General features: G+C 45.4%; 19 protein-coding genes. 12 read left to right on the top strand and 7 right to left on the bottom strand.

Annotation, left to right across the window (positions count from 1 at the left end; genetic code table 11):
• Nucleotides 1–154: 154 nt before the first annotated feature.
• Together trpA and trpB are read right to left on the bottom strand one after the other, a co-directional pair.
• Nucleotides 155–898 carry a tryptophan synthase subunit alpha gene (trpA, locus tag MMG03_RS05530; RefSeq protein ID WP_249505832.1) on the bottom strand — a complete coding sequence of 248 codons (744 nt, stop codon included), beginning with the start codon at nt 896–898 and terminating at the stop codon, nt 155–157.
• 186 nt (nt 899–1,084) lie between these two features.
• Nucleotides 1,085–2,365: a tryptophan synthase subunit beta gene (gene trpB, locus MMG03_RS05525; protein ID WP_249505831.1), complete on the bottom strand. Its 1,281-nt coding sequence runs from the start codon at nt 2,363–2,365 to the stop codon at nt 1,085–1,087.
• A gap of 615 nt (nt 2,366–2,980) precedes the next feature.
• Between trpB and MMG03_RS05520 the strand changes: the two genes are divergently transcribed.
• On the top strand, nt 2,981–3,535 hold the full coding sequence (locus tag MMG03_RS05520; protein ID WP_249505830.1) for a hypothetical protein: 555 nt from the start codon (nt 2,981–2,983) through the stop codon (nt 3,533–3,535).
• A gap of 988 nt (nt 3,536–4,523) precedes the next feature.
• On the top strand, nt 4,524–5,255 hold the full coding sequence (locus MMG03_RS05515) for a hypothetical protein (RefSeq protein ID WP_249505829.1): 732 nt from the start codon (nt 4,524–4,526) through the stop codon (nt 5,253–5,255).
• Nucleotides 5,256–5,387: 132 nt separating this feature from the next.
• On the opposite strand, the gene MMG03_RS05510 is transcribed toward MMG03_RS05515, so the two are convergent.
• Entirely contained in the window at nt 5,388–5,549 is a 162-nt protein-coding gene (locus MMG03_RS05510) for a hypothetical protein (RefSeq protein WP_249505828.1), read from the bottom strand.
• Nucleotides 5,550–6,064: 515 nt separating this feature from the next.
• Nucleotides 6,065–6,661, bottom strand: a complete 597-nt coding sequence (locus MMG03_RS05505; protein ID WP_249505827.1) for a hypothetical protein — start codon at nt 6,659–6,661, stop codon at nt 6,065–6,067.
• 64 nt (nt 6,662–6,725) lie between these two features.
• Here MMG03_RS05505 and MMG03_RS05500 point away from each other — a divergent pair, with 64 nt between their 5' ends.
• Both MMG03_RS05500 and MMG03_RS05495 read left to right on the top strand, forming a co-directional pair.
• Nucleotides 6,726–7,157, top strand: coding sequence for a DUF1810 domain-containing protein (locus MMG03_RS05500; protein WP_249505826.1), 432 nt, complete (start codon nt 6,726–6,728; stop codon nt 7,155–7,157).
• Between the two features lie 93 nt (nt 7,158–7,250).
• Complete coding sequence (locus MMG03_RS05495) at nt 7,251–8,513, top strand: ATP-binding protein (protein WP_249505825.1); 1,263 nt, start codon at nt 7,251–7,253, stop codon at nt 8,511–8,513.
• A gap of 102 nt (nt 8,514–8,615) precedes the next feature.
• On the opposite strand, the gene MMG03_RS05490 is transcribed toward MMG03_RS05495, so the two are convergent.
• Nucleotides 8,616–9,176 carry a hypothetical protein gene (locus MMG03_RS05490; RefSeq protein ID WP_249505824.1) on the bottom strand — a complete coding sequence of 187 codons (561 nt, stop codon included), beginning with the start codon at nt 9,174–9,176 and terminating at the stop codon, nt 8,616–8,618.
• Nucleotides 9,173–9,661 carry a hypothetical protein gene (locus MMG03_RS05485; protein WP_249505823.1) on the bottom strand — a complete coding sequence of 163 codons (489 nt, stop codon included), beginning with the start codon at nt 9,659–9,661 and terminating at the stop codon, nt 9,173–9,175. Before MMG03_RS05485 ends, MMG03_RS05490 begins: the two co-directional genes overlap by 4 nt.
• 137 nt (nt 9,662–9,798) lie before the next feature.
• On the opposite strand from MMG03_RS05485, the gene MMG03_RS05480 reads away from it, so the two are divergent.
• Together MMG03_RS05480 and MMG03_RS05475 are read left to right on the top strand one after the other, a co-directional pair.
• A complete protein-coding gene (locus tag MMG03_RS05480) occupies nt 9,799–10,134 on the top strand; it encodes a type II toxin-antitoxin system RelB/DinJ family antitoxin (RefSeq protein WP_249505822.1) in 336 nt (111 codons plus the stop codon).
• Nucleotides 10,119–10,706 (top strand): putative toxin-antitoxin system toxin component, PIN family, encoded by a 588-nt coding sequence (locus MMG03_RS05475; RefSeq protein ID WP_073157984.1) that lies wholly within the window; start codon nt 10,119–10,121, stop codon nt 10,704–10,706. The genes MMG03_RS05480 and MMG03_RS05475 overlap by 16 nt, the downstream gene beginning before the upstream one ends.
• Nucleotides 10,707–10,810: 104 nt before the next feature.
• Here the strand turns inward: MMG03_RS05475 and MMG03_RS05470 are convergent, their stop codons facing one another.
• Nucleotides 10,811–12,418 (bottom strand): bifunctional indole-3-glycerol phosphate synthase/phosphoribosylanthranilate isomerase, encoded by a 1,608-nt coding sequence (locus tag MMG03_RS05470; RefSeq protein WP_249505821.1) that lies wholly within the window; start codon nt 12,416–12,418, stop codon nt 10,811–10,813.
• A 162-nt stretch (nt 12,419–12,580) separates the two neighbouring features.
• On the opposite strand from MMG03_RS05470, the gene mntA reads away from it, so the two are divergent.
• The 6 genes from mntA to MMG03_RS05440 all read left to right on the top strand — a co-directional run.
• Nucleotides 12,581–12,985, top strand: coding sequence for a type VII toxin-antitoxin system MntA family adenylyltransferase antitoxin (gene mntA / locus MMG03_RS05465; RefSeq protein WP_249505820.1), 405 nt, complete (start codon nt 12,581–12,583; stop codon nt 12,983–12,985).
• A complete protein-coding gene (gene hepT, locus MMG03_RS05460; protein WP_249505819.1) occupies nt 12,978–13,382 on the top strand; it encodes a type VII toxin-antitoxin system HepT family RNase toxin in 405 nt (134 codons plus the stop codon). The genes mntA and hepT overlap by 8 nt, the downstream gene beginning before the upstream one ends.
• A gap of 92 nt (nt 13,383–13,474) precedes the next feature.
• Entirely contained in the window at nt 13,475–14,803 is a 1,329-nt protein-coding gene (locus MMG03_RS05455; protein WP_249505818.1) for a hypothetical protein, read from the top strand.
• A 108-nt stretch (nt 14,804–14,911) separates the two neighbouring features.
• Nucleotides 14,912–16,114, top strand: a complete 1,203-nt coding sequence (locus MMG03_RS05450; RefSeq protein WP_249505817.1) for a fibrobacter succinogenes major paralogous domain-containing protein — start codon at nt 14,912–14,914, stop codon at nt 16,112–16,114.
• A 206-nt stretch (nt 16,115–16,320) separates the two neighbouring features.
• A complete protein-coding gene (locus MMG03_RS05445; protein WP_263859270.1) occupies nt 16,321–17,523 on the top strand; it encodes an ATP-binding protein in 1,203 nt (400 codons plus the stop codon).
• 39 nt (nt 17,524–17,562) lie between these two features.
• Nucleotides 17,563–18,265: FISUMP domain-containing protein (locus MMG03_RS05440; RefSeq protein ID WP_275976887.1), on the top strand; the 703-nt coding region annotated here is incomplete at its 3' end.

Raw genomic sequence — 18,265 nt, 5'->3', positions numbered from 1 at the left:
GCAATACACTCCGCCTCCCATGTAATCGTAACCTTTTCTAAAAAAACAAAAGCCCAAGGCGGTGAATGAACCTTGGACTTTTCATTTGTGTTTTAGGCTAGATTGCCACGCTTCGCTCGCAATGACAACTGCCTAACGATTTTGCTTGGCGGAATTACAAGCCGGAAAGTTCGCGGGCCTTGGCTTCAACGCCTGCGATATCCTTGGGATCCTTCAGCATGATGTTCACGAATACGGAACCTGCCACGACGGCATGCACATGCTTGCAGAGAACCTTGGACTGTTCGCCGGTACGGATGCCAAAGCCTCCCAGAACCTTGGCGCCGCCCTTGCCCACGGTATCCAGGAAGTCGAGAGTTGCCTGGTCGATGACCGTCTGGGAACCGGTGGTACCTGCGCGGAGTGCTGCGTAGATGTAGGTGAAGCCCTTGGAGGCCATTTCTTCCAGGCGAGCCTGGGTCATAGAAGGAGCTGCCACGGGGATGTTTTCCATGCCGTACTTCTTGCAAGCGGCGGTGAGGCCTTCGTCATTATCGAAGGGAAGGTCCGGAATGATGCAAGCGCTAACGCCTGCGTCCTTGCACATCTTCACGAAGTTTTCGACACCGGGGGTAAATGCCAGGGAGCCGTAGGTCATGATGTAGATGGGAATGTCCGGATGCATGTCGTGAATCTTCTTCACGATTTCAAGACCCTGCTTGGTGGAGTAGCCCTTTTCCAAAGCCACGGTAGAAGCGGTCTGGATAGCGGGACCGTCGGCGCTAGGATCGCTGAAGGCCAACTGGATTTCGAGAATGGATGCGCCGCCCTTTACCAGAGCGTCGGCGATTGCCACGGAAGTTTCACCATCGGGGAAACCGGCAATCAAATGAGACATTAAACGGATTGGTGCGTTCATATTTTTAGGTGTGAGGTGTGGGGTCGCTCGCGTTGCTCGCTTTGAGGTCGGCCTTTGGCCTCTGAGGTTAAAGTTCAAAGGTTGAAATTTGAGGTTGTGTTTACTCGCTTTGATGTGAAGTTCTTTTGCCTCTAGGTGCCTTGGCACCGACCTCATTGCTCAAAGCGCGAAAGCGCGTCCTCAAACCTATTTATTCATAATTTCTGCGTCGTGGATGTCTTCATTGTTTTCGAGGCGCTTCAGTTCAGCGGCCAGGAATTCCTTCCACTTTTCGGGGCGGAACACGGGGCTGGTAATGAAGATGTCCTTGTCGCCACGGCCACTCATGTTGATGATGATTGCCTTATCCTTGGGATAATCCTTGGCAATCTTCATGGCGGCGGCACCGGCGTGGGAGCTTTCCAAGGCGAAGAGGATACCTTCGTTCTTGGCGAAGAAGTTTACGGCTTCCAAAGCTTCCTTATCCAGGATGCTGGTAAATTCTACGCGGCCGGCTTCGCCCAGGGCTGCCAGCTGAGGGCCGATGCCCATGTAGTCAAGACCTGCGGAAATGGAGCGTGTGGGCTGTGACTGACCATCGTCATCCACCAGGAACTTGCTCTTGTAACCTTGAACGATACCCACCTTGGCAGCATTGCCCACCATGCGGGCTGCGTTTTCGCCAAGCTTCGGACCTACGCCACCGGCTTCTGCACCGATGAGGCGAATCTTTTCGTCTTCGATAAACGGGGTGAAAACGCCAATGGAGTTGGAACCACCGCCCACGCAAGCTACGATTGCAGCAATGTCGATGTTGCGTTCTGCAGCCTGGCGCTTTACTTCTTCACCGATGATGCTCTGGAAAGTACGGACGATATCGGGGAACGGTGCGGGGCCGAGAGCGGAACCCAGAACGTAATGAGTGGTAGCAAAGTTGGTTGCCCAGTCGCGCATGGCTTCGTTTACCGCGTCCTTCAAGGTGCGGCTACCGCTGGTGACAGGCACCACCTTGGCGCCGTAAAGTTCCATGGTGGCGACGTTGGGCTGCTGGCGACGAACGTCAACTTCGCCCATATAGACGATGCATTCCAGGCCCAGCTTTGCGCAAGCGGCTGCAGTGGCGAGACCGTGCTGACCTGCGCCTGTTTCTGCGATAATGCGGGTCTTGCCCATCTTCTTTGCCAAGAGGCACTGACCGATGGCGTTGTTGATCTTGTGGGCGCCGGTGTTGGCGAGGCCTTCAAGCTTGATGTAGATCTGAGCGCCGCCCAGAAGTTCTGTTGCGGTGGGGGCGTAGTACAGCGGAGTTTCGCGGCCGATGTAGTCGCGCTGGATGATACGCAGTTCTTCCAGGAATTCCGGATCCTTGATGTACTTGTTGAAAGCTTCTTCAAGATCGTCCAAAGGGCGACGGATGATTTCAGCGACGTACTTGCCGCCGAACTTGTCGAAAAAGCCGTTATCAGATTCTACCAGAGATTTTGCCATATTCAGGTCTTCAGGTTTCAGGTCGTTCGCTTCGCTCTCTTCGAGGTCGGCCAACGGCCTTTGAGGTTAAGGTTACGCGGCATAGCCGCTGTTTTAAACGCCGTAAAAATAGCTTTTTAGGCGCAGGCCCTGGATTACCTGGAGGTTCTAAATGTCTTTGGGAAAAATAAAAGCCTCCAGGGAGTCTGGAAGCCTTTTGCCTTGATCAACTATACTCGCAAAAACCAGACTCTATGTTAGAGCCTGCGCCACCATCGGCTGTCAAAGTTTTCGCAAAGCACGTTAATCATCTTCATGCTTCAAAATTTATGAAAATCCCTAAAAATTGGCAAGGGAATGGGGAAGGAATGGATTTTGTGAGAATTTTTTTCCGAAAATACTGATTTTTTAGTAAAAAATACAAAAAACACTTGACAATGTTTTTTTTGTTTACGTTTCGTTTCAAATAGGAGATGATTATGGAAATAATTATTGGTGGATTGATTCTAGGTGGTTTTATGATTTACCAGTTTGGACTAATTCCTGGTGTTATAATTTTTATTGGTACGATACTTCTTGGCTTTTGTGGAGGGTGAGTTGAAAAGCCCTTTATTGTCTGTTTTGACCTTGTGCTCGATGCTTTTTATGGGATGCGAGTCCAATGTTGAATTTGAGAAGACGTATCCCTACGCCTTTTTATGCGATGGTTCTGGGACATCGTTGAAATGTAAGGAAACCGCAAATCCTAAAATTCGTTATACTTCGCAGGAACTGCAGGCGTTGTTGGAACAAATGGAATCGATGCAATTTGCTTATGCGCAGTCCGGCAGGATGAACGATGCGATTGATCTTATTTTTTCACACTACGCTTTTGGATCCCCAGTAAAAGTGAAAATAACAAAAACGGAAATTCCTTTATTAGGTAGTACTCGACGGGCTTTGGTTCGCTGCTCATTGGGGGACTTTGATAAATCAATAGATAATGTTGCTGATGTATTAAAAGATTTTAGCTCATATCAGATTGTTGAAAATATTGAGGGAATGAATTTCCACTATTCTTTGTCCGTCCCAAAAGACGAACAAAAAAATGATTTTGTAGTGTTTCTTTTAAAAGAGTCCAACGCAATTATTTTATATTCAACAAGTCCAAATGGGGATAAGCATTTTACAAAAATGATGGAAGGAATGTAAATAAAATTCCCGGGTTCAAAAAGAGCTCCTATAAGATTTGACTTTCCCTAAAAAAGAGTTATATTTGTATTGAACTTGTTATGGTTGTCCACCCTGATGATTAACAAGAGTCCCGGATGCAGGTGAGATGCGCCGGCGCCTTTTTTTTGCATTGCTCAGCGGCAATGCTTTTTTTACATCGGGCTTCCCTTTGATAATTTTCCAGATGGGTAGAATGTATAGATTTGCAAATATCCATCCACGGCTTTAAACACAAGGGTGTTTTTTTGTCTGCTGCGTACGTCTCGAAAAAGTGTAGTGAAAACAGCGGATATTTTGGCCAACTCCGATGTGCTCCGTTCGAACTGCAGTCATTGGGATTCTTGAGTTTTGCTTAGGTTCAAAAAGAACCCCTATAAGATTTAAAAGCGTGGCGGGGGGAGGGGTGCCGCGTGGCGTGACCTGGACCGATGGTTTGCCGCAGTCCTGGATGATGGGCACCCTCGCGGGGTAGGCCCCCGGGCGTCAAAAGGGTTGCTACTGCTCAGAGCCCGAATGGGGTAACTGCGAGCCCCAAAATCCGCCGTTTGTGTGGATTTTTGATTTGGGTTAAGGGGTGGTGATGGTTGGTGGATGGTGCCTGGCGTTGGGTGGACCGCCGCATCCAGTTGGGATCCGAAGATGGCCCCATTACGCTCACAGCTGCACCGCTTCCCGTCATAGAAAACCCTGTCAGGGAAACCCGGCACAGAAAATATTGACAAATTGAATGTAAAAGACGATAAATGAATGTAGATGAATGGAAATGAACGTAAGTGAATGTAAATGAATGAAAGTGAACAAAAATGATGTAAAATGCAATAAAACGATATAAACTGCAATGAAATGATTAAAAATGCTATGATTTGGAATGATTTACTTTGCTTTACCAAAATCAATTAGGTATTTTCTTTGTAGATTTATGGTACACTCTAACGGAGGACACGAACCATGGATACTGATTCCTAATATGTTAAACATTGTCGGTAAAATATTTGCAGTAGTTTCTGGCGTTTGCTCCATTGTTGGAGTTGTTTCGATGTTCCTTTTAGATAAGGATCGATTCTTGGTTGCGGTAATAGTTTATTCTATAGCTATTACTGCTTTTTTTATTGCCGTGTATATTCATGTTTTAAGAAGCCTTTCTTTTAGGTATAAAGACAAATACAAGAGGATTGCTGTTTTGAACACGTTTACTTGTGATGATGGTAAAACGGTCGTGTTTGAAACCAGAAAATTTATTCAGTCTAAAGCACCTTTTCTGAATGAAGTTACTTATGAAAGAAAATGGCAAGGTAGAGGAATGCCGATATTTAAGGTAAATGGCCATCCTGTAAATTACTCTACGAATGGTAATCCTGATGAATTTGACAAGGTTTCTATAAAGCTTGATAAAACGTTGGCCTACAATGAGACTTCGTTCTACACAACGTCCCATGAATGCCAGTATTCTGAATATGAGCCAAGATTTGGGTGTAAAGTTGATGAACCGACTGATTTTATACAGTTTAGAATTTTACTTGGTTCGAAAAATGGTAAGCAAAAACCAGCAAAATTGTATAAACGTTCTTTAAAATCAGGAGGAGTTTCAACGGATCAATTGATAAAGTCAATTGATTTTGACCAGAAACATAAGCTTTATTTTTATGTTATAGAACATCCTGAGATTGGTTACAACTATTTTATAGTTTGGGACAAATGATATCCAGCCGGGTTTTTACCGGCTTTTCTTTTGCCCTAAAAATAACATGGTCCAATTTTAACCAAAGATTTTTTTTAGTTTTCCCCCGGGTTCAAAAAGAACCCCTATAAGATTAAAAAAAAATCGGATTTATCAATCTACAAAAACAAGTCTTTTCAAGCCTCGTTCTTCAAGGGTTTTATCAAACGCTTTTAAATCTTCGATTGCTTCTGGAGAATAATCTTTTTTGCTGAAAACTCGCACCCCTTTATAAAAAGCATATCGAGCTTCATCTGTTTTAAATAAAAAAATCATTCCATTACCTCGCCGATAAAGTTAGAAATTCGTCTATCTAAAGATAACTTACTTTGAATCCATATAGCAAAAGATTCTGAAAAGAATTCCTCATAATCACCCAATTTTGCAGAGTAAAGTTTTCCCCGGGTTCAAAAAGAACCCCTATAAGATGCATACGGCTGCTACACGGCACAGCGCAACTCTCTAGCCATACAGCAACAGGCCATTGACCTTGCGAGGTTGGAGGCACGCCTTGACGCCAACACCGAGAAGCTGACCGACCGCATGAGCGGGGTTGAAAAGAACTTGATTGAGCTGACAACACAGATAAAGCTGCTCGTTGACGGCAAGCTGAACTTAGGAGGTACAAAGTGACGATAAAGGAACTGGCCATTGTCGTCGCGGCGTTCGTAATTGGTTGGATTCTTGCTGTTTTCTTCGGAGGTGATGACGATGAGCGTTAAGGTTTTCCCCGGGTTCAAAAAGAACTGTAAGATTCAATGTAATAACTGTAAATTTGTTTGCCGAAATCTCTATTTTTCTTCAGCTAATCGATACCTATCAGGCGAAAAAATTTGGATCAAAGTATTTCCCTGGTAAACCGTATAGAATTCTTGTCCATTAAATGCGGCGTTAAACTTTTTTGAACCCACCATAAATGAGGAACCGCTGTTAAATAGCAAGTGGTAAGAGGTTCCACTTTTTGATCCATGGGACTTATACTTATCGACGACAAATTCTTTATGGAGTCTAGGTTCTGCCTTTAGCCTTGTGGGAAAATCCAGGTTAGGGGCGATAGATGCAAAAAAGCCTATAACAGGAAACACAATGAGCGCACAACCCAAATTCCATTTTTTGTGATTCTCTTCGAATCTTGGGAACTTGTATTTGAGGGCGATGTAAATGCAAATAGCGATTCCAAAAGTGACTGCAAGTACTGCGGATGAATCCTGGATGATTTCGTAATTTTCGTACTGAACCAGCAACTTCAAAAAGCCGTCGTTGATTACATACCCAAGTTCTGGCAAGGAATAAATTTTTAAAGTCGTAACAAGACAAATTACGCTACAGACCGCAATCACCACGGCATAGGCGATGACAAAATGATCTTTAGTAATTCTATTCTTCATACGGTTGTAAATATAATCCCTTCGCCCTACAAGTGTCATTGAAAAATAGAGTATATTTATCAATATGAGTTTTGATTTGCAAAGGTTTAAAGACGCCCAGGAATCCGATTATCCAGTTGCGTTGAACGAAATAAAGGCTGGCTGCAAAGAAAGCCATTGGATTTGGTACATCTTTCCTCAACTGAAGGAACTTGGATATAGCCCAACTGCAAAATACTATGGATTGACGAAGGATGAGGCCAGGGCTTACATTGCAGATGATGTTTTAAGGACTCGCCTTGTTGAAATTTCAGAGGCGTTGCTGGCGTTGGAAAATAATGATGCAACAGAAGTCATGGGGTATCCCGACGATCTGAAACTGAGATCGAGCATGACTCTGTTCATGGAAGTGGCGCCCGAAATCGAAGTCTTCGGAAAGGTCCTTGAGAAATTCTTTTCGGGAGAAAAAGACACAAGGACTTTGGAATTGCTTGGTTTAAAAGTCGATTCTATATAATCATTGATTTTGAACCGATTTTGGTTTTATTTGATTTTTTTCCTACTGAAAACTTTTGTATATTTTGGAAAAAGTTTTCAGTAGAGGTTTTGAGTGATTTTAAGAGAAAAGTACATTGTTCCGATTCGTGACTTTTATAAATCTGATTTGATTAAGATTATCACAGGGATTCGCCGCTGTGGAAAATCCGTGATTCTTAAGCAGGTCATGGATGAAATTTCTGTCAAGTCTTCTAACTTGATTTACCTTAATTTTGAAAACGCAGTCAATGTTCCGGACATAAAGAACGGCAATGACTTGATTGATTACGTTCTGAAAAAGAAAAAACGCGGGCTTTGCTACGTTTTTCTGGATGAAGCGCAAACCATCGATGGATGGCAACTTGCGTGCAAGACCTTGCGCCTGAATCAATGTTCCGTATTCATTACAGGTTCAAATTCAAAACTTCTTTCAAGTGAATTTACCAAGGAACTAAGTGGCCGTTATGTTTCATTCCGGATTCGTCCCTTTGTTTACAAGGAAATTTTAAAGATTGCCAAGGAAAAGAGGAAAAAGGTTCCCATTTCCGATTACTTGATTTGGGGTGGTTTCCCAAATCGGTTCTACATGAAAAATCAAGAGGCTCAAGACTTATATCTTAATGACCTTAAGGAAACTATTGTCGTTAATGACCTGGTAAACCGCTACGGCATCAGAAAACGCTCACTCTTTGAAAGCCTTGTTACTTTTATACTGCATTCCAATAGTCGCATTTTCTCGGCCAAGGCGATTCGTGATTACGTGAAACAGGAACATGATAAGTGCTCTGTCAACACAATTATGAAATACATTGCCTATTTAAAGGAGGCTTACGTCATTTGCGGATTGCCGCAATACTCCACCAAGGTCAAGCGTGAACTTTCTTTCTACGAGAAAATCTACAATGAAGATGTTGCCCTCAATTCTATCCATGCCTCCGCGGGTCGTTACGACATTATCCACAACCTGGAGAACATTGTCTACAATGAACTAATCTATATGGGCTACGAATTGTTTGTGTATAACAACAAGGGAAAAGAAATTGATTTCCTTGCCCAAAAGGGTAACAAAAGATACTTGATACAAGTTGCCTACAGCGTCGCCGAAGAAAAGGCTTACGCTAGGGAGTTTAATGCGTTCATTGGTGTAGAAGGAGACTTCCAGAAAATAATTATCACCAACGATGAAGTGGACTATTCTTCAAGTACGGTAAGGCATATCATGCTCAAGGATTTTTTGATGATGGATTCTCTGGATGTGATACCCAAGGCGGTGACTTTGGCAGAAGCGCAAGCCGCCTACAACGTGTGGTTGCAATACAAAAAAGAGCATTCCTAGAATGGAACGCTCTTTAGTAAATTGAAATTCCTACTGAAAACTTTTACTTGATTTTGAAAAAGTTTTCAGTAAAAAATGCCGTTCTTAAAAATTCGTGTGTTTCTACTTTTCAGTTTCTCGGCATTTGGGATTGTCTTTAAATATCGTAAACCATTCACTCTCTGGCTGGCGGTTGTCTGGCATGTGAATATAAATTCGTGAAACCGAGGTTCCGATATAATTGTTTAAGCACAATTCTTGCTTTCCATTCCAAAAGGCTTTAAAGGAAACGATATCCCCTTTCTTTATCGTATATTCAATATTCAAGGTTTGGTAAGGAACTCCTTTATTGTACCACACGATTTCGGTTGCCGGGTCGAATTCGTCTATAAGAACTTCGTAAGAGGGTATTGGATTCTTAAAGTCGAATCCTCCCGTTTTTAATGCATATCTATAATCAATATAATATTTGTAAGGAACGACGCTTTTGACAGGAGTATTTTTGTAAGCGACAATCTGGAAATCCTTTGGGGACACTCCTTCAGGAAAATCACCGACTACAACAAAAAACGGCTCAATCTCAATTTTTGGGGGTAGCCTATCTACATAGGACGATGAATCTGAGCTGAAGATCCCTCCACAAGAAGCAAGAAGAAATAGTGCTAATAAGAGTAAGGCTTTCATTTTACTTCAACCACCCATTCATCTCGTGATTTTAGAAAAGCTACATGCGTTGTTTCGTCAATAATGTTCTTTACAACGAACTCTTTTTTTTCTGCATCGCAATATGCCTGTATTCCCCGATGGGCTACTCCCTCTCTGTACCAAATTACATAATAGTTGTAACCGCGATATCCTTCCCAAAGTTCATCGGGATCGCATGTCATTCGCCCGTATCGTGTAAATTGGATTTGTCTTACATTTTTATAAATCGTTGCGCTATGCCATTCCACATCCTTGTCGCTTAGAGGACAATCCCCAGGGCAGTTTGTTTGTGCATAAACAACGACGGATTCTTTTTCTATGGTTGCATTTTTCGGCAGGGATTCGTTAATGCGGATTAGGTGTGATGGAGGATGACAACCCATCAGGCTAAAACAGAGGATCTTCAATAAAAACGGTGGTATGAATTTTGGCATGTTGATGTTTTTAATTAAGCGGCGAAGCAACTCTTATAAAACTAGAAATTTTCAATATGGTTTAAGAATAGGTGCGTTTTTTTTGCCTTTTTTTATACTGCGATAAAAATAAGTGCTTTATGATTACAATATATTGACAAATGTATGCTATTATCATATATTCTATAATGAGGTTAAATATGGCGACGTCGTTATTACAAATTCGAATGGATGAAGATTTGAAAAACCAGGCCGCAGAATTGTTCGAAAGTCTCGGCATGGACATCCCTACTGCAATTCGTGTATTTTTCAAGCGAGCCCTTGTTGAAAAAGGATTGCCCTTTGATGTCAAAACCACTTCGTCAAAAGAGGCTGATGATCCAATGGGGCTTTTGTCTTCACTTCAGGCGTTGAATGCTAATGCTCAAAAAAATGGGACTATAGGCATGAGCGAAGAAGAAATTGAGGAAGAAATCAAGCAGATGCATGCTGAAAGAAGGAAGAAAAAATGCTCTACGCGGTAATAGACACCAATGTTCTTGTATCTGCAGCTTTAGCGAGAAATCAAATAGAATCTGTTCCTTATTTGATTTTGTTGGAAATTTTGAAAAAATCTTTTATCCCTATAGTTGATGAATCGATCGTTGAAGAATATAAAGAAGTTTTGTTTAGAACGAAATTTGGCTTTATTCACAAAGAAGCAGAAAATGTAATTGAAATCATCTTAAAGAATGCGCTCAAGGTTTCCATTCCATCGACCGGGAAGATTTTACCGGATATGGATGACGTCATCTTTTATGATGTTGCTTTTGCCAATCAGGACAAGGGTGCTTACATCGTAACCGGAAATACAAAGCATTTCCCTGATTGCGAATTTGCAGTAACTCCAAGGACTTTTTTGAACATGATTAATCCAACTATTCCATTGGTGGTAAACGACAACGGTGCTATTTACGATCCGACAGGATTGCTAGCGGCCTTCAAGGCTGCAAATGAAAATGCTCTTCGCAATGGTACTGCCGGCATGAGCGAAGAAGAAATCGAAGCCGAAATCAAGCTTATGCACGAAGAACGGAGACGGAAAAGAAACGGTTAGTTTTCAAAATACGGCAGTGCGGATTAACATGCGTTAGAAAAATGAGAAAACTCCGGAGTTGTGATCTCTGGAGTTTGAATTTTTTGAATGCTTATTGAGAATTCTTACAAGCTGTTGATTGCTTCGAACAGCTGCATCATCTTTTCTGCGTTCTTGATGCCTGGTGCGTCTTCTACGCCGCTGGAAACATCGATAAGTTCCGGGGAGAACTTTGCGCAAATGTCGCCGATGTTCTCGGGAGTGATGCCGCCGGCGAGCCAGAAGGGTGTTTCGCCTGCTTTTTCGCGGAGCAGTTCTTCAGGAATGCGCTGGCCGGATCCGCCGGGGATGCCTTCTACCTTGGCGTCCAGAAGAACGCGGGGCTCGCCGTGCTTGCGGATGGCGGCGAAGTTCTCAAAGTCTTCTGCGGAACCGATGCGAAGGGCGTTGTAGCAGGGGAGGGACGGAGACTGGGCGGCGCTTGTTTCCGCAGCGTCAGCGGGAATTGCGTCAAATGCGGGGGCTGCAAATCCGTGGAACTGCACTGCGTCCAGAACGCCTTCGGCCGCAAGCTTAATGGCTGTTTTGCCTTCTTCTGTGGTGGTCTCGGTAATGACGCCAACAAACAGGGGGCAAGCGCGACCTTCGGCTTCGTATTCGTTACGGAGCAGTTGGGTAAAGTTACGGACAAAGGTTTCGTTGGTGAGACGCTTGGTATTGCTGAAAACGAAGCCCAGCATGTCGGCTCCCATTTCGGCGGCGGCGAAGCCGTCTTCTTCGCGGGTGATGCCGCAAATCTTGACCATGGGAATCTGTGCGCCGTAGGCTGCGCGTTTGCCGTCTCTGCGTTCTGCAAAGGTTTTCCAGAAGTCACCGCGGCGGTTGTCTTCGGCTGCAGCGAATGCTTCAACCAGCTTTGCGGCCAGGGGCGGGTTCTTTGCCACGGCTTCGCCAACGAGAATTCCCTTGAAGCCCAGGCTGCGGGCGAATGCTGCGTCGGCAGGAGTGTGTACGCCGCTTTCAAAAACAGCCTTTGCCGGCAACTTGTTGCGGATAGCTGCAGGAACCATGGGATCGATGTGGAAGGTTGCCAGGTCGCGGGAATTTACGCCTGCGACGATGGTACGTTCGGCGCTTTTCGCTGCGTCCCCAGCGGCTTCCTTGTCCAACGTTTCCAAAACAAGATTCAGCTTTCTCAGATCGTCCGGTTCACGGACTTCCACAAAAGCCTGCATCTCGAAACTCTGGGCGCGCTTGGCCATCTTGATCAGCTGCTCGTCATCCAGGATGCGGGCAATCAAGAGAACGGCGTCGGCACCGCAGCGGTAGGCGATGTCGATTTCATCTTCGAACAGCAAGAAGTCCTTACGGAGCACGGCGCACTTCTTGGTTCCCAACTTGTCGGCGGTTGTATCGCCGTTATCCACGGCCTTGGCTACAGTAATCAAGTCGGCCAAAGTACCTTTGAAGAAGTTGGTTTCCGTCAAAACGGAAATTGCCTGTGCTCCAGCAGCGGCATAAGTGCATGCCAAATCAGCAGGAACCAGATCCGGGGCAATGTCCCCCTTGGAGGGCGAAGCTCGCTTGACTTCCAGAATGGGACCAGGACGGCCCAGGAATTCGCAACGACCAACGGTACGCTTTTCGGGAATGTCAAAGCCAAAGGTGAGGCCAAGACGTTCAATGTCTGCACGTCTGCGGTCAACAATCTTCTTTAAAATATCTTCGCTCATTTATAGGTTCCAGGTTCGAGGCTCCAGGTACGAGGTTTGATGCTCGAAGTGCTGGGCATGGGGCTTGAAATTTTACCCGCAAAATTTAGAAAAAAAGATAAATGAAAAATTGCGTTTGGAAATCGGCTTGCGTTGTTTTGTTGAAATAGTTATATTCTAGCAGTGCAGATACAAAAGGACATAATCAAGTCTAAGTTGCAGGACTATTTTGCGCATCAGGATTCCATTGATGCGGTAATCCTTTATGGCTCCTTTGCGAAAGGTAATTTCAACGAGTATAGTGATATTGACCTTGTGGTCCATTCAAAGGAAAGCCTGGATTTTGATTCGCTTGCGACAATGCAGGTGGAATTGAGTCTTCTTTGCGGTCGAGAAATCGATATTTCGGATTTATCCAAGGCCGAGGGTGTATTTTTGCATCAGGTGATGACCACCGGTGAACGCATCAAGTTTGACCATGCGGTATTCCACAAGTACCTTATGAAGGCTCTCTATTTTTACGAGGATTTTTTACCGATTATCCGTGCTTGCCGTGCAGAAAAAATAAAGAGGTTTGTTAATGGATAAGGATGTACTTCAAGCGAAATTAGAAATGCTTATGCGTTGTGTTGAACGCATAAAGTCGCAAAATATCCAGACTTTGGAAGACCTTGAAAACAGTTTGGATAAACAAGATATTATCCTTTTGAATTTGCAAAGGGCTGTTCAGGTGTGCGTAGATATTGGTAATCACATTGTAGTTGATTACGGAGCATCGCCAGTTACCATGGCGGATACTTTCAAAATTTTGTTTGAGAAAAATGTGATTTCAAAATCCAATGCAGACAATCTAGCGAAGGCTGTTGGTTTTAGAAATATCGCAGTACATCAATACGAAGTTATTGACAACAAAATAATTTACTCCATTGTCAAGAATAACCTAAGCGATTTTGTTGAATTTGCTGCGAGCATTGCCCGCTTGTAAGGGCTGAGTTAGCACTTGTCTGTTGTGCTTATCTATAAAAAAGCGTATATTTCTATTTACAGATAATCTCCATTTTGTCCTAGGAGTTTTATATGCGTAAAAAGATTTCTCTGATGCTTCCGCTACTTTGTGCCCCGTTGGCCTTTTGGGCCTGCGGTGACGGCGAGTCCAATTCCGGGACCTCTGCAAATGGTTCCGTTTCTGAGGCCGATTTGGTTGTTGCGACTTTCGATGACTTGCCTGTTTGCAGCGGCAAGCGTGAGGGCGCTACCGCCTACGTGAAGGATGAAAAGACCGCCTACATCTGCGAAGACGGCAAATGGATTTATTCTACGGCCTACGAACAGCCCGATGTTGTGAAGGTGAAGGACAAGTCCATCGCAGGCGTTAGCCAGAAGGGTCCGTTTGTGACAGGTTCTGCGGTTAAGCTTTATGAACTGGATGGCGAAACCTACGCACAGACCGGCAAGAGTTTTACAGGCAAGATTACTAGCGACAACGGTGAGTTTGGTGTTTCCAGCGTTACCTTGGCCAGCCAGTATGCATTGCTCGAAGCCAGTGGCTACTACCGTAACGAAGTCAGCGGCAAGAAGTCGGGCGGTACCATTACCTTGAACGCACTTACAGACCTTAGCGACCGCGAAAAGGTGAACATCAACTTGCTGACTCACCTTGAGTATGAACGCGCCCTTTACCTGGTGGGCACTGGCGTGAATGTTCCTGCAGCCAAGAAACAGGCCGAGGCAGAAATCTTTAACGCCTTTGGTATTCAGGGCGATTTTGCCAACTCCGAAGATCTGAACATCTTTAGCAAAGGCGAGGGCAATGCTGCCCTTTTGGCCTTCAGCATCTTGATGCAGGGCGATCGCAGCGAAGCGGAACTCACGGAACTTTTGACAAAGTTTGCGACCGACATCGAGAAGGATGGCGAATGGAATGACGCTTCCACAAAGGCGAAGATTGCGGACTGGGCTAATGAACAGGACCTGAATGGTAATCTTTCTTTGATCCGTTTCAATATCAATACTTGGGGCTTGGGTTCGGTCCCGGATTTTGAAAAGTATGTGCGTAATTTCTGGTATGCAAATTATGGCCTTGAGGCTTGCGAAGCCGATAGCAAGGGCGTGGTTGCCGCAGCCTCCAACGAACTTGTTGAAGCCTATGGTACTAAAACCCGCTATATCTGTAATGGCGAGGGTTGGGTAGAAGCTAGCGACATTGAAAAGGACACTTACCAGTGGGCTGCCGGTGAAGATGGCGAAATTAGGCTAGGCAGTGTAACCAAATCAGTGAACTATGTTTACGACGGCGCTAAAAACGCCTGGAGAAACGCCTCCACAGTTGAGGCCGCCCTTGGCGGTTGCACCGAAACTCGCGAAGCCGACATTTCTCTGAATACGGGCAAGGTGAATGGAACCTGATACATTTGCAAGAACCGCAAGTGGGAATCCACCAACAACATTACCGTTGATACCCAGGGTTGGGTAGAAGGTAGCGATGGTGATATCAAGAAGGGGAACTCCACCGATGTGCAGTACAAGTACGACGAGGCCCTGGATCAGTGGGTGGCAACGAATGCGAATGATGTAAGCCTGAAACTTATGGGCTGCACTACCAACCGCACCGGTGAAATCGGTAAGAGCGGTGAAACTTACTACGTGTGCAAGAGCAGCAACTGGCAGGTGGCCAAAAAAATTGAATACGATACTTACCAGTGGGCTGCTGGCGAAGATGGCGACATCAAGAGGGGGAACTTCACCGATGTGCAGTACAAGTACGACGAGTCCCTGGATCAGTGGGTGGAGGCAAATGAGAACGATGTGAGCGTAGGCTTTGGTTGCACCACCAACCGCACCGGCGAAATCGGCAAGAGCGGTGAAACTTACTACGTGTGCAAGAACAGCAACTGGCGGGTGGCTGCAGAAATTGACTACGACACCTATGGTGAAAAGTGCACCAGTGCCGAAGTGGGCAAGACCATGAACGGCAAGGAGACTGCAACCAACAAGTACTACTGCTCCAGCAAGGGCTGGGTAAGCCTGATGGGTGGCTGGAGCTGGGGCTTTCCCAAGGAAGCACGCTTGAATCCGGAAATCGCCTACGGCACCATGACGGATACCCGCGACAATAAAACCTACAAGACCGTTAAGATTGGCGATCAGGTGTGGATGGCTGAGAACCTAAACTATGCCGATTCTACAAAAATGCCGAGCCTGAAGGGCAAGTCCTGGTGCTATGATAATAAGACTGAGAACTGCGATGTAACCGGTCGCCTTTACACTTGGGCTGCGGCCATTGACTCTGTTGCCTTGGCAAATGATGCAGACAATCCTCAGACCTGCGGTTATGGTGAGACCTGTACGCTGCCGACAGTTGTTCAAGGCGTGTGCCCCAGTGGTTGGCATTTGCCAACATACGACGAATGGCAAACATTGTTCAAGGCTGTTGGTGGTTCCAGCGCTGCTGGTAAGGCTCTTAAGTCGGGCAGTGGCTGGTCCGGCAATGGCAACGGAACGGATACCTACGGCTTCTCCGCGCTCCCTGCAGGCTACAGACGCAGCAATGGTAATTTCAACGGTGCCGGCTACGATGCCATCTTCTGGTCTGCCCCTCCGTACGAGGGCAATGGCGGCGGCGCCAACGGCGTGTACTTGTACTACGTCAACGAGAGTGCCGACATGTACTACTGCGATACGGACTACGGTTACTCAGTGCGTTGTCTCCAGAACTGAAGCAAGGCGAGTGCCTCGCCAGAACGCTTGCGTTCTGGCATGGTCGATCCGCAGCGAAGTGGCGTGTGAACGCCACTCTAACTAAACTTTTACCTAAAATAGGTTGTCTAATTCATTTTATTCAATTTGCTTGCTGTATTGAATAAAAATTAACCTTTTTTGTTCAATATGGTTGCTCTGTTGACTAAAAATGCTATTTTTAAGGCATGAAAAGTGCCGTGCTCAATCAGCGAAAAGAACGGGACCGCCTTTTAGCGGAGCCTTACCTTACACGTCAAACAGTGTATGATTTTGATGCCTTGCTTCGGAGCCCGAACATAAAGTTGCTAACGGGGCCTCGTCGCGTGGGAAAATCCACCCAGGCTATTTTGATGCTGCGCGGGAAGAATTTTGCTTACCTGAATTTCGATGATAATGAATTGCTAAAAGGCTGGAACGAGGAACAGGCGGAAATGCTGCTGAACGAGGTGTACCCGAATTTTCAGTACCTTTTGCTTGACGAAGTCCAAAATGTAAGTGGCTGGGATGTTTGGGTCGGCAAGCTTTTTCGTCGTGGGTACAACCTGGTTATAACAGGTAGTAACGCCAACATGCTTTCGGGAGAAATGGCAACCGTGCTTACGGGCCGATATCTTGAAATCAAGATGCTACCTTTTAGTTTGTTTGAAACATGCTCGTTTAATCGGGAATTGACCAAGGACGATTATCTTAAAAACGGGGGCTATCCAGAAACGGTGTCGCATCGGGCCATAACGCAAACATACTTGCAGACACTGTTCGATTCCATTGTGTACAAGGATGTGGTTCGCAGGCACAAGATCCGAAATGTTACGGACTTGAATAATGTGGCTACATTCCTTCTTGCAAATTTTACGGGAACATTTAGCTACAACGATGTGGCGGATGACCTTGGCCTTTCCAGTGTTGCCACGACAAAAAAGTTCATGGACTATTTGCATGAGCCATTCCTGTTCTATTATCTGGATAGATACAACAACAAATTGAAACTGATGAAAAAGGCTCCGCGCAAGGTCTATGTGGTTGACAATGGCTTTGTTTCGTCGAGGGCGTTTAGCCTTAGCGAAAATCTGGGAAAACTTCTGGAAAATCAAGTCTTTATTGAATTGCTTCGCCGTGGGTACGATACCGAAAAATCCTTGTTCTACTACCATTCCCGCAATGACAAGGAAACGGATTTTGTAGTTCGTGAAGGTAACAAGGTAAAGCAGCTAATTCAAGTTTGTTACGAGATGTCGAACGAAAAAACAGAAAAGCGAGAGGTGGGTAGCCTTGTGGAATGCGCCGGCGAACTGAAGTGCGATAACCTTACCATTGTAACATGGAATGATGAACGGGTCATTGAAAAGAACGGGTATGTTATTAAGGTTGTTCCCGTGGAAAAATTTTGAATATTTTTTATCTTGTAGGTGATTCAAGGAGAAGTTTCGATGAGAAAGCTGTTTTATGGAATAAGCGTTGTGGCTATGGCTTTGGGCATGGTGGCCTGTGACGATAGCGTTTCTTCTGCAAATAACGAAGATGCGGACAAGGAATCTTCATCGTCTGTTATTTCGGAGGACGCTTCATCTTCCAGTGTCAAGCCCGGTTCCTCCAGCAGCAAGAAGGACGACCCGAAGTCCAGTAGTAGTCGCGGTCTTTTTGATGTGACGAAGGATGAATTTCTGAACCCGGAAATCACCTACGGCACCATGACTGACACCCGCGACAATAAGACCTATAAGACCGTAAAGATCTATGATCAGGTATGGATGGCCGAGAATCTGAACTACGCGGATTCTGTAAAGACACCGAGCCTGAAGGGCAATTCCTGGTGCTATGGCAATAAGGCCGAGAATTGCGATGTAGCCGGTCGCCTTTACACTTGGGCGGCGGCCATTGACTCCGTTGCTTTGGCGAACGATGTTGATAATCCTCAGACTTGCGGCTACTTCAAAGAATGTAGGCTGCCGACAGTTGTTCAAGGCGTGTGCCCCAGTGGTTGGCACTTGCCGACATACGACGAATGGCAAACATTGTTCAAGGCTGTTGGTGGTTCCAGCGCTGCTGGTGAGGCTCTTAAGTCGGGCAGTGGCTGGTCCGGCAATGGCAACGGAACGGATACCTACGGCTTCTCCGCGCTCCCTGCAGGCG

Source organism: Fibrobacter sp. HC4, from assembly GCF_023373925.1.
GTDB lineage: Bacteria > Fibrobacterota > Fibrobacteria > Fibrobacterales > Fibrobacteraceae > Fibrobacter.
Note: the sequence above shows the minus strand (reverse complement) of the source record. Positions and strands in the feature narration are given on the sequence as shown.

Excerpts from the sequence above, each read along its gene's own strand:
- trpA (WP_249505832.1), bottom strand. The coding sequence starts at position 898 with ATGAACGCACCAATCCGTTTAATGTCTCATTTGATTGCCGGTTTCCCC.
- trpB (WP_249505831.1), bottom strand. The coding sequence starts at position 2,365 with ATGGCAAAATCTCTGGTAGAATCTGATAACGGCTTTTTCGACAAGTTC.
- MMG03_RS05520 (WP_249505830.1), top strand. The coding sequence starts at position 2,981 with ATGCTTTTTATGGGATGCGAGTCCAATGTTGAATTTGAGAAGACGTAT.
- MMG03_RS05515 (WP_249505829.1), top strand. The coding sequence starts at position 4,524 with ATGTTAAACATTGTCGGTAAAATATTTGCAGTAGTTTCTGGCGTTTGC.
- MMG03_RS05510 (WP_249505828.1), bottom strand. The coding sequence starts at position 5,549 with ATGATTTTTTTATTTAAAACAGATGAAGCTCGATATGCTTTTTATAAA.
- MMG03_RS05505 (WP_249505827.1), bottom strand. The coding sequence starts at position 6,661 with ATGAAGAATAGAATTACTAAAGATCATTTTGTCATCGCCTATGCCGTG.
- MMG03_RS05500 (WP_249505826.1), top strand. The coding sequence starts at position 6,726 with ATGAGTTTTGATTTGCAAAGGTTTAAAGACGCCCAGGAATCCGATTAT.
- MMG03_RS05490 (WP_249505824.1), bottom strand. The coding sequence starts at position 9,176 with ATGAAAGCCTTACTCTTATTAGCACTATTTCTTCTTGCTTCTTGTGGA.
- MMG03_RS05480 (WP_249505822.1), top strand. The coding sequence starts at position 9,799 with ATGAGGTTAAATATGGCGACGTCGTTATTACAAATTCGAATGGATGAA.
- MMG03_RS05475 (WP_073157984.1), top strand. The coding sequence starts at position 10,119 with ATGCTCTACGCGGTAATAGACACCAATGTTCTTGTATCTGCAGCTTTA.
- MMG03_RS05470 (WP_249505821.1), bottom strand. The coding sequence starts at position 12,418 with ATGAGCGAAGATATTTTAAAGAAGATTGTTGACCGCAGACGTGCAGAC.
- hepT (WP_249505819.1), top strand. The coding sequence starts at position 12,978 with ATGGATAAGGATGTACTTCAAGCGAAATTAGAAATGCTTATGCGTTGT.
- MMG03_RS05455 (WP_249505818.1), top strand. The coding sequence starts at position 13,475 with ATGCGTAAAAAGATTTCTCTGATGCTTCCGCTACTTTGTGCCCCGTTG.
- MMG03_RS05445 (WP_263859270.1), top strand. The coding sequence starts at position 16,321 with ATGAAAAGTGCCGTGCTCAATCAGCGAAAAGAACGGGACCGCCTTTTA.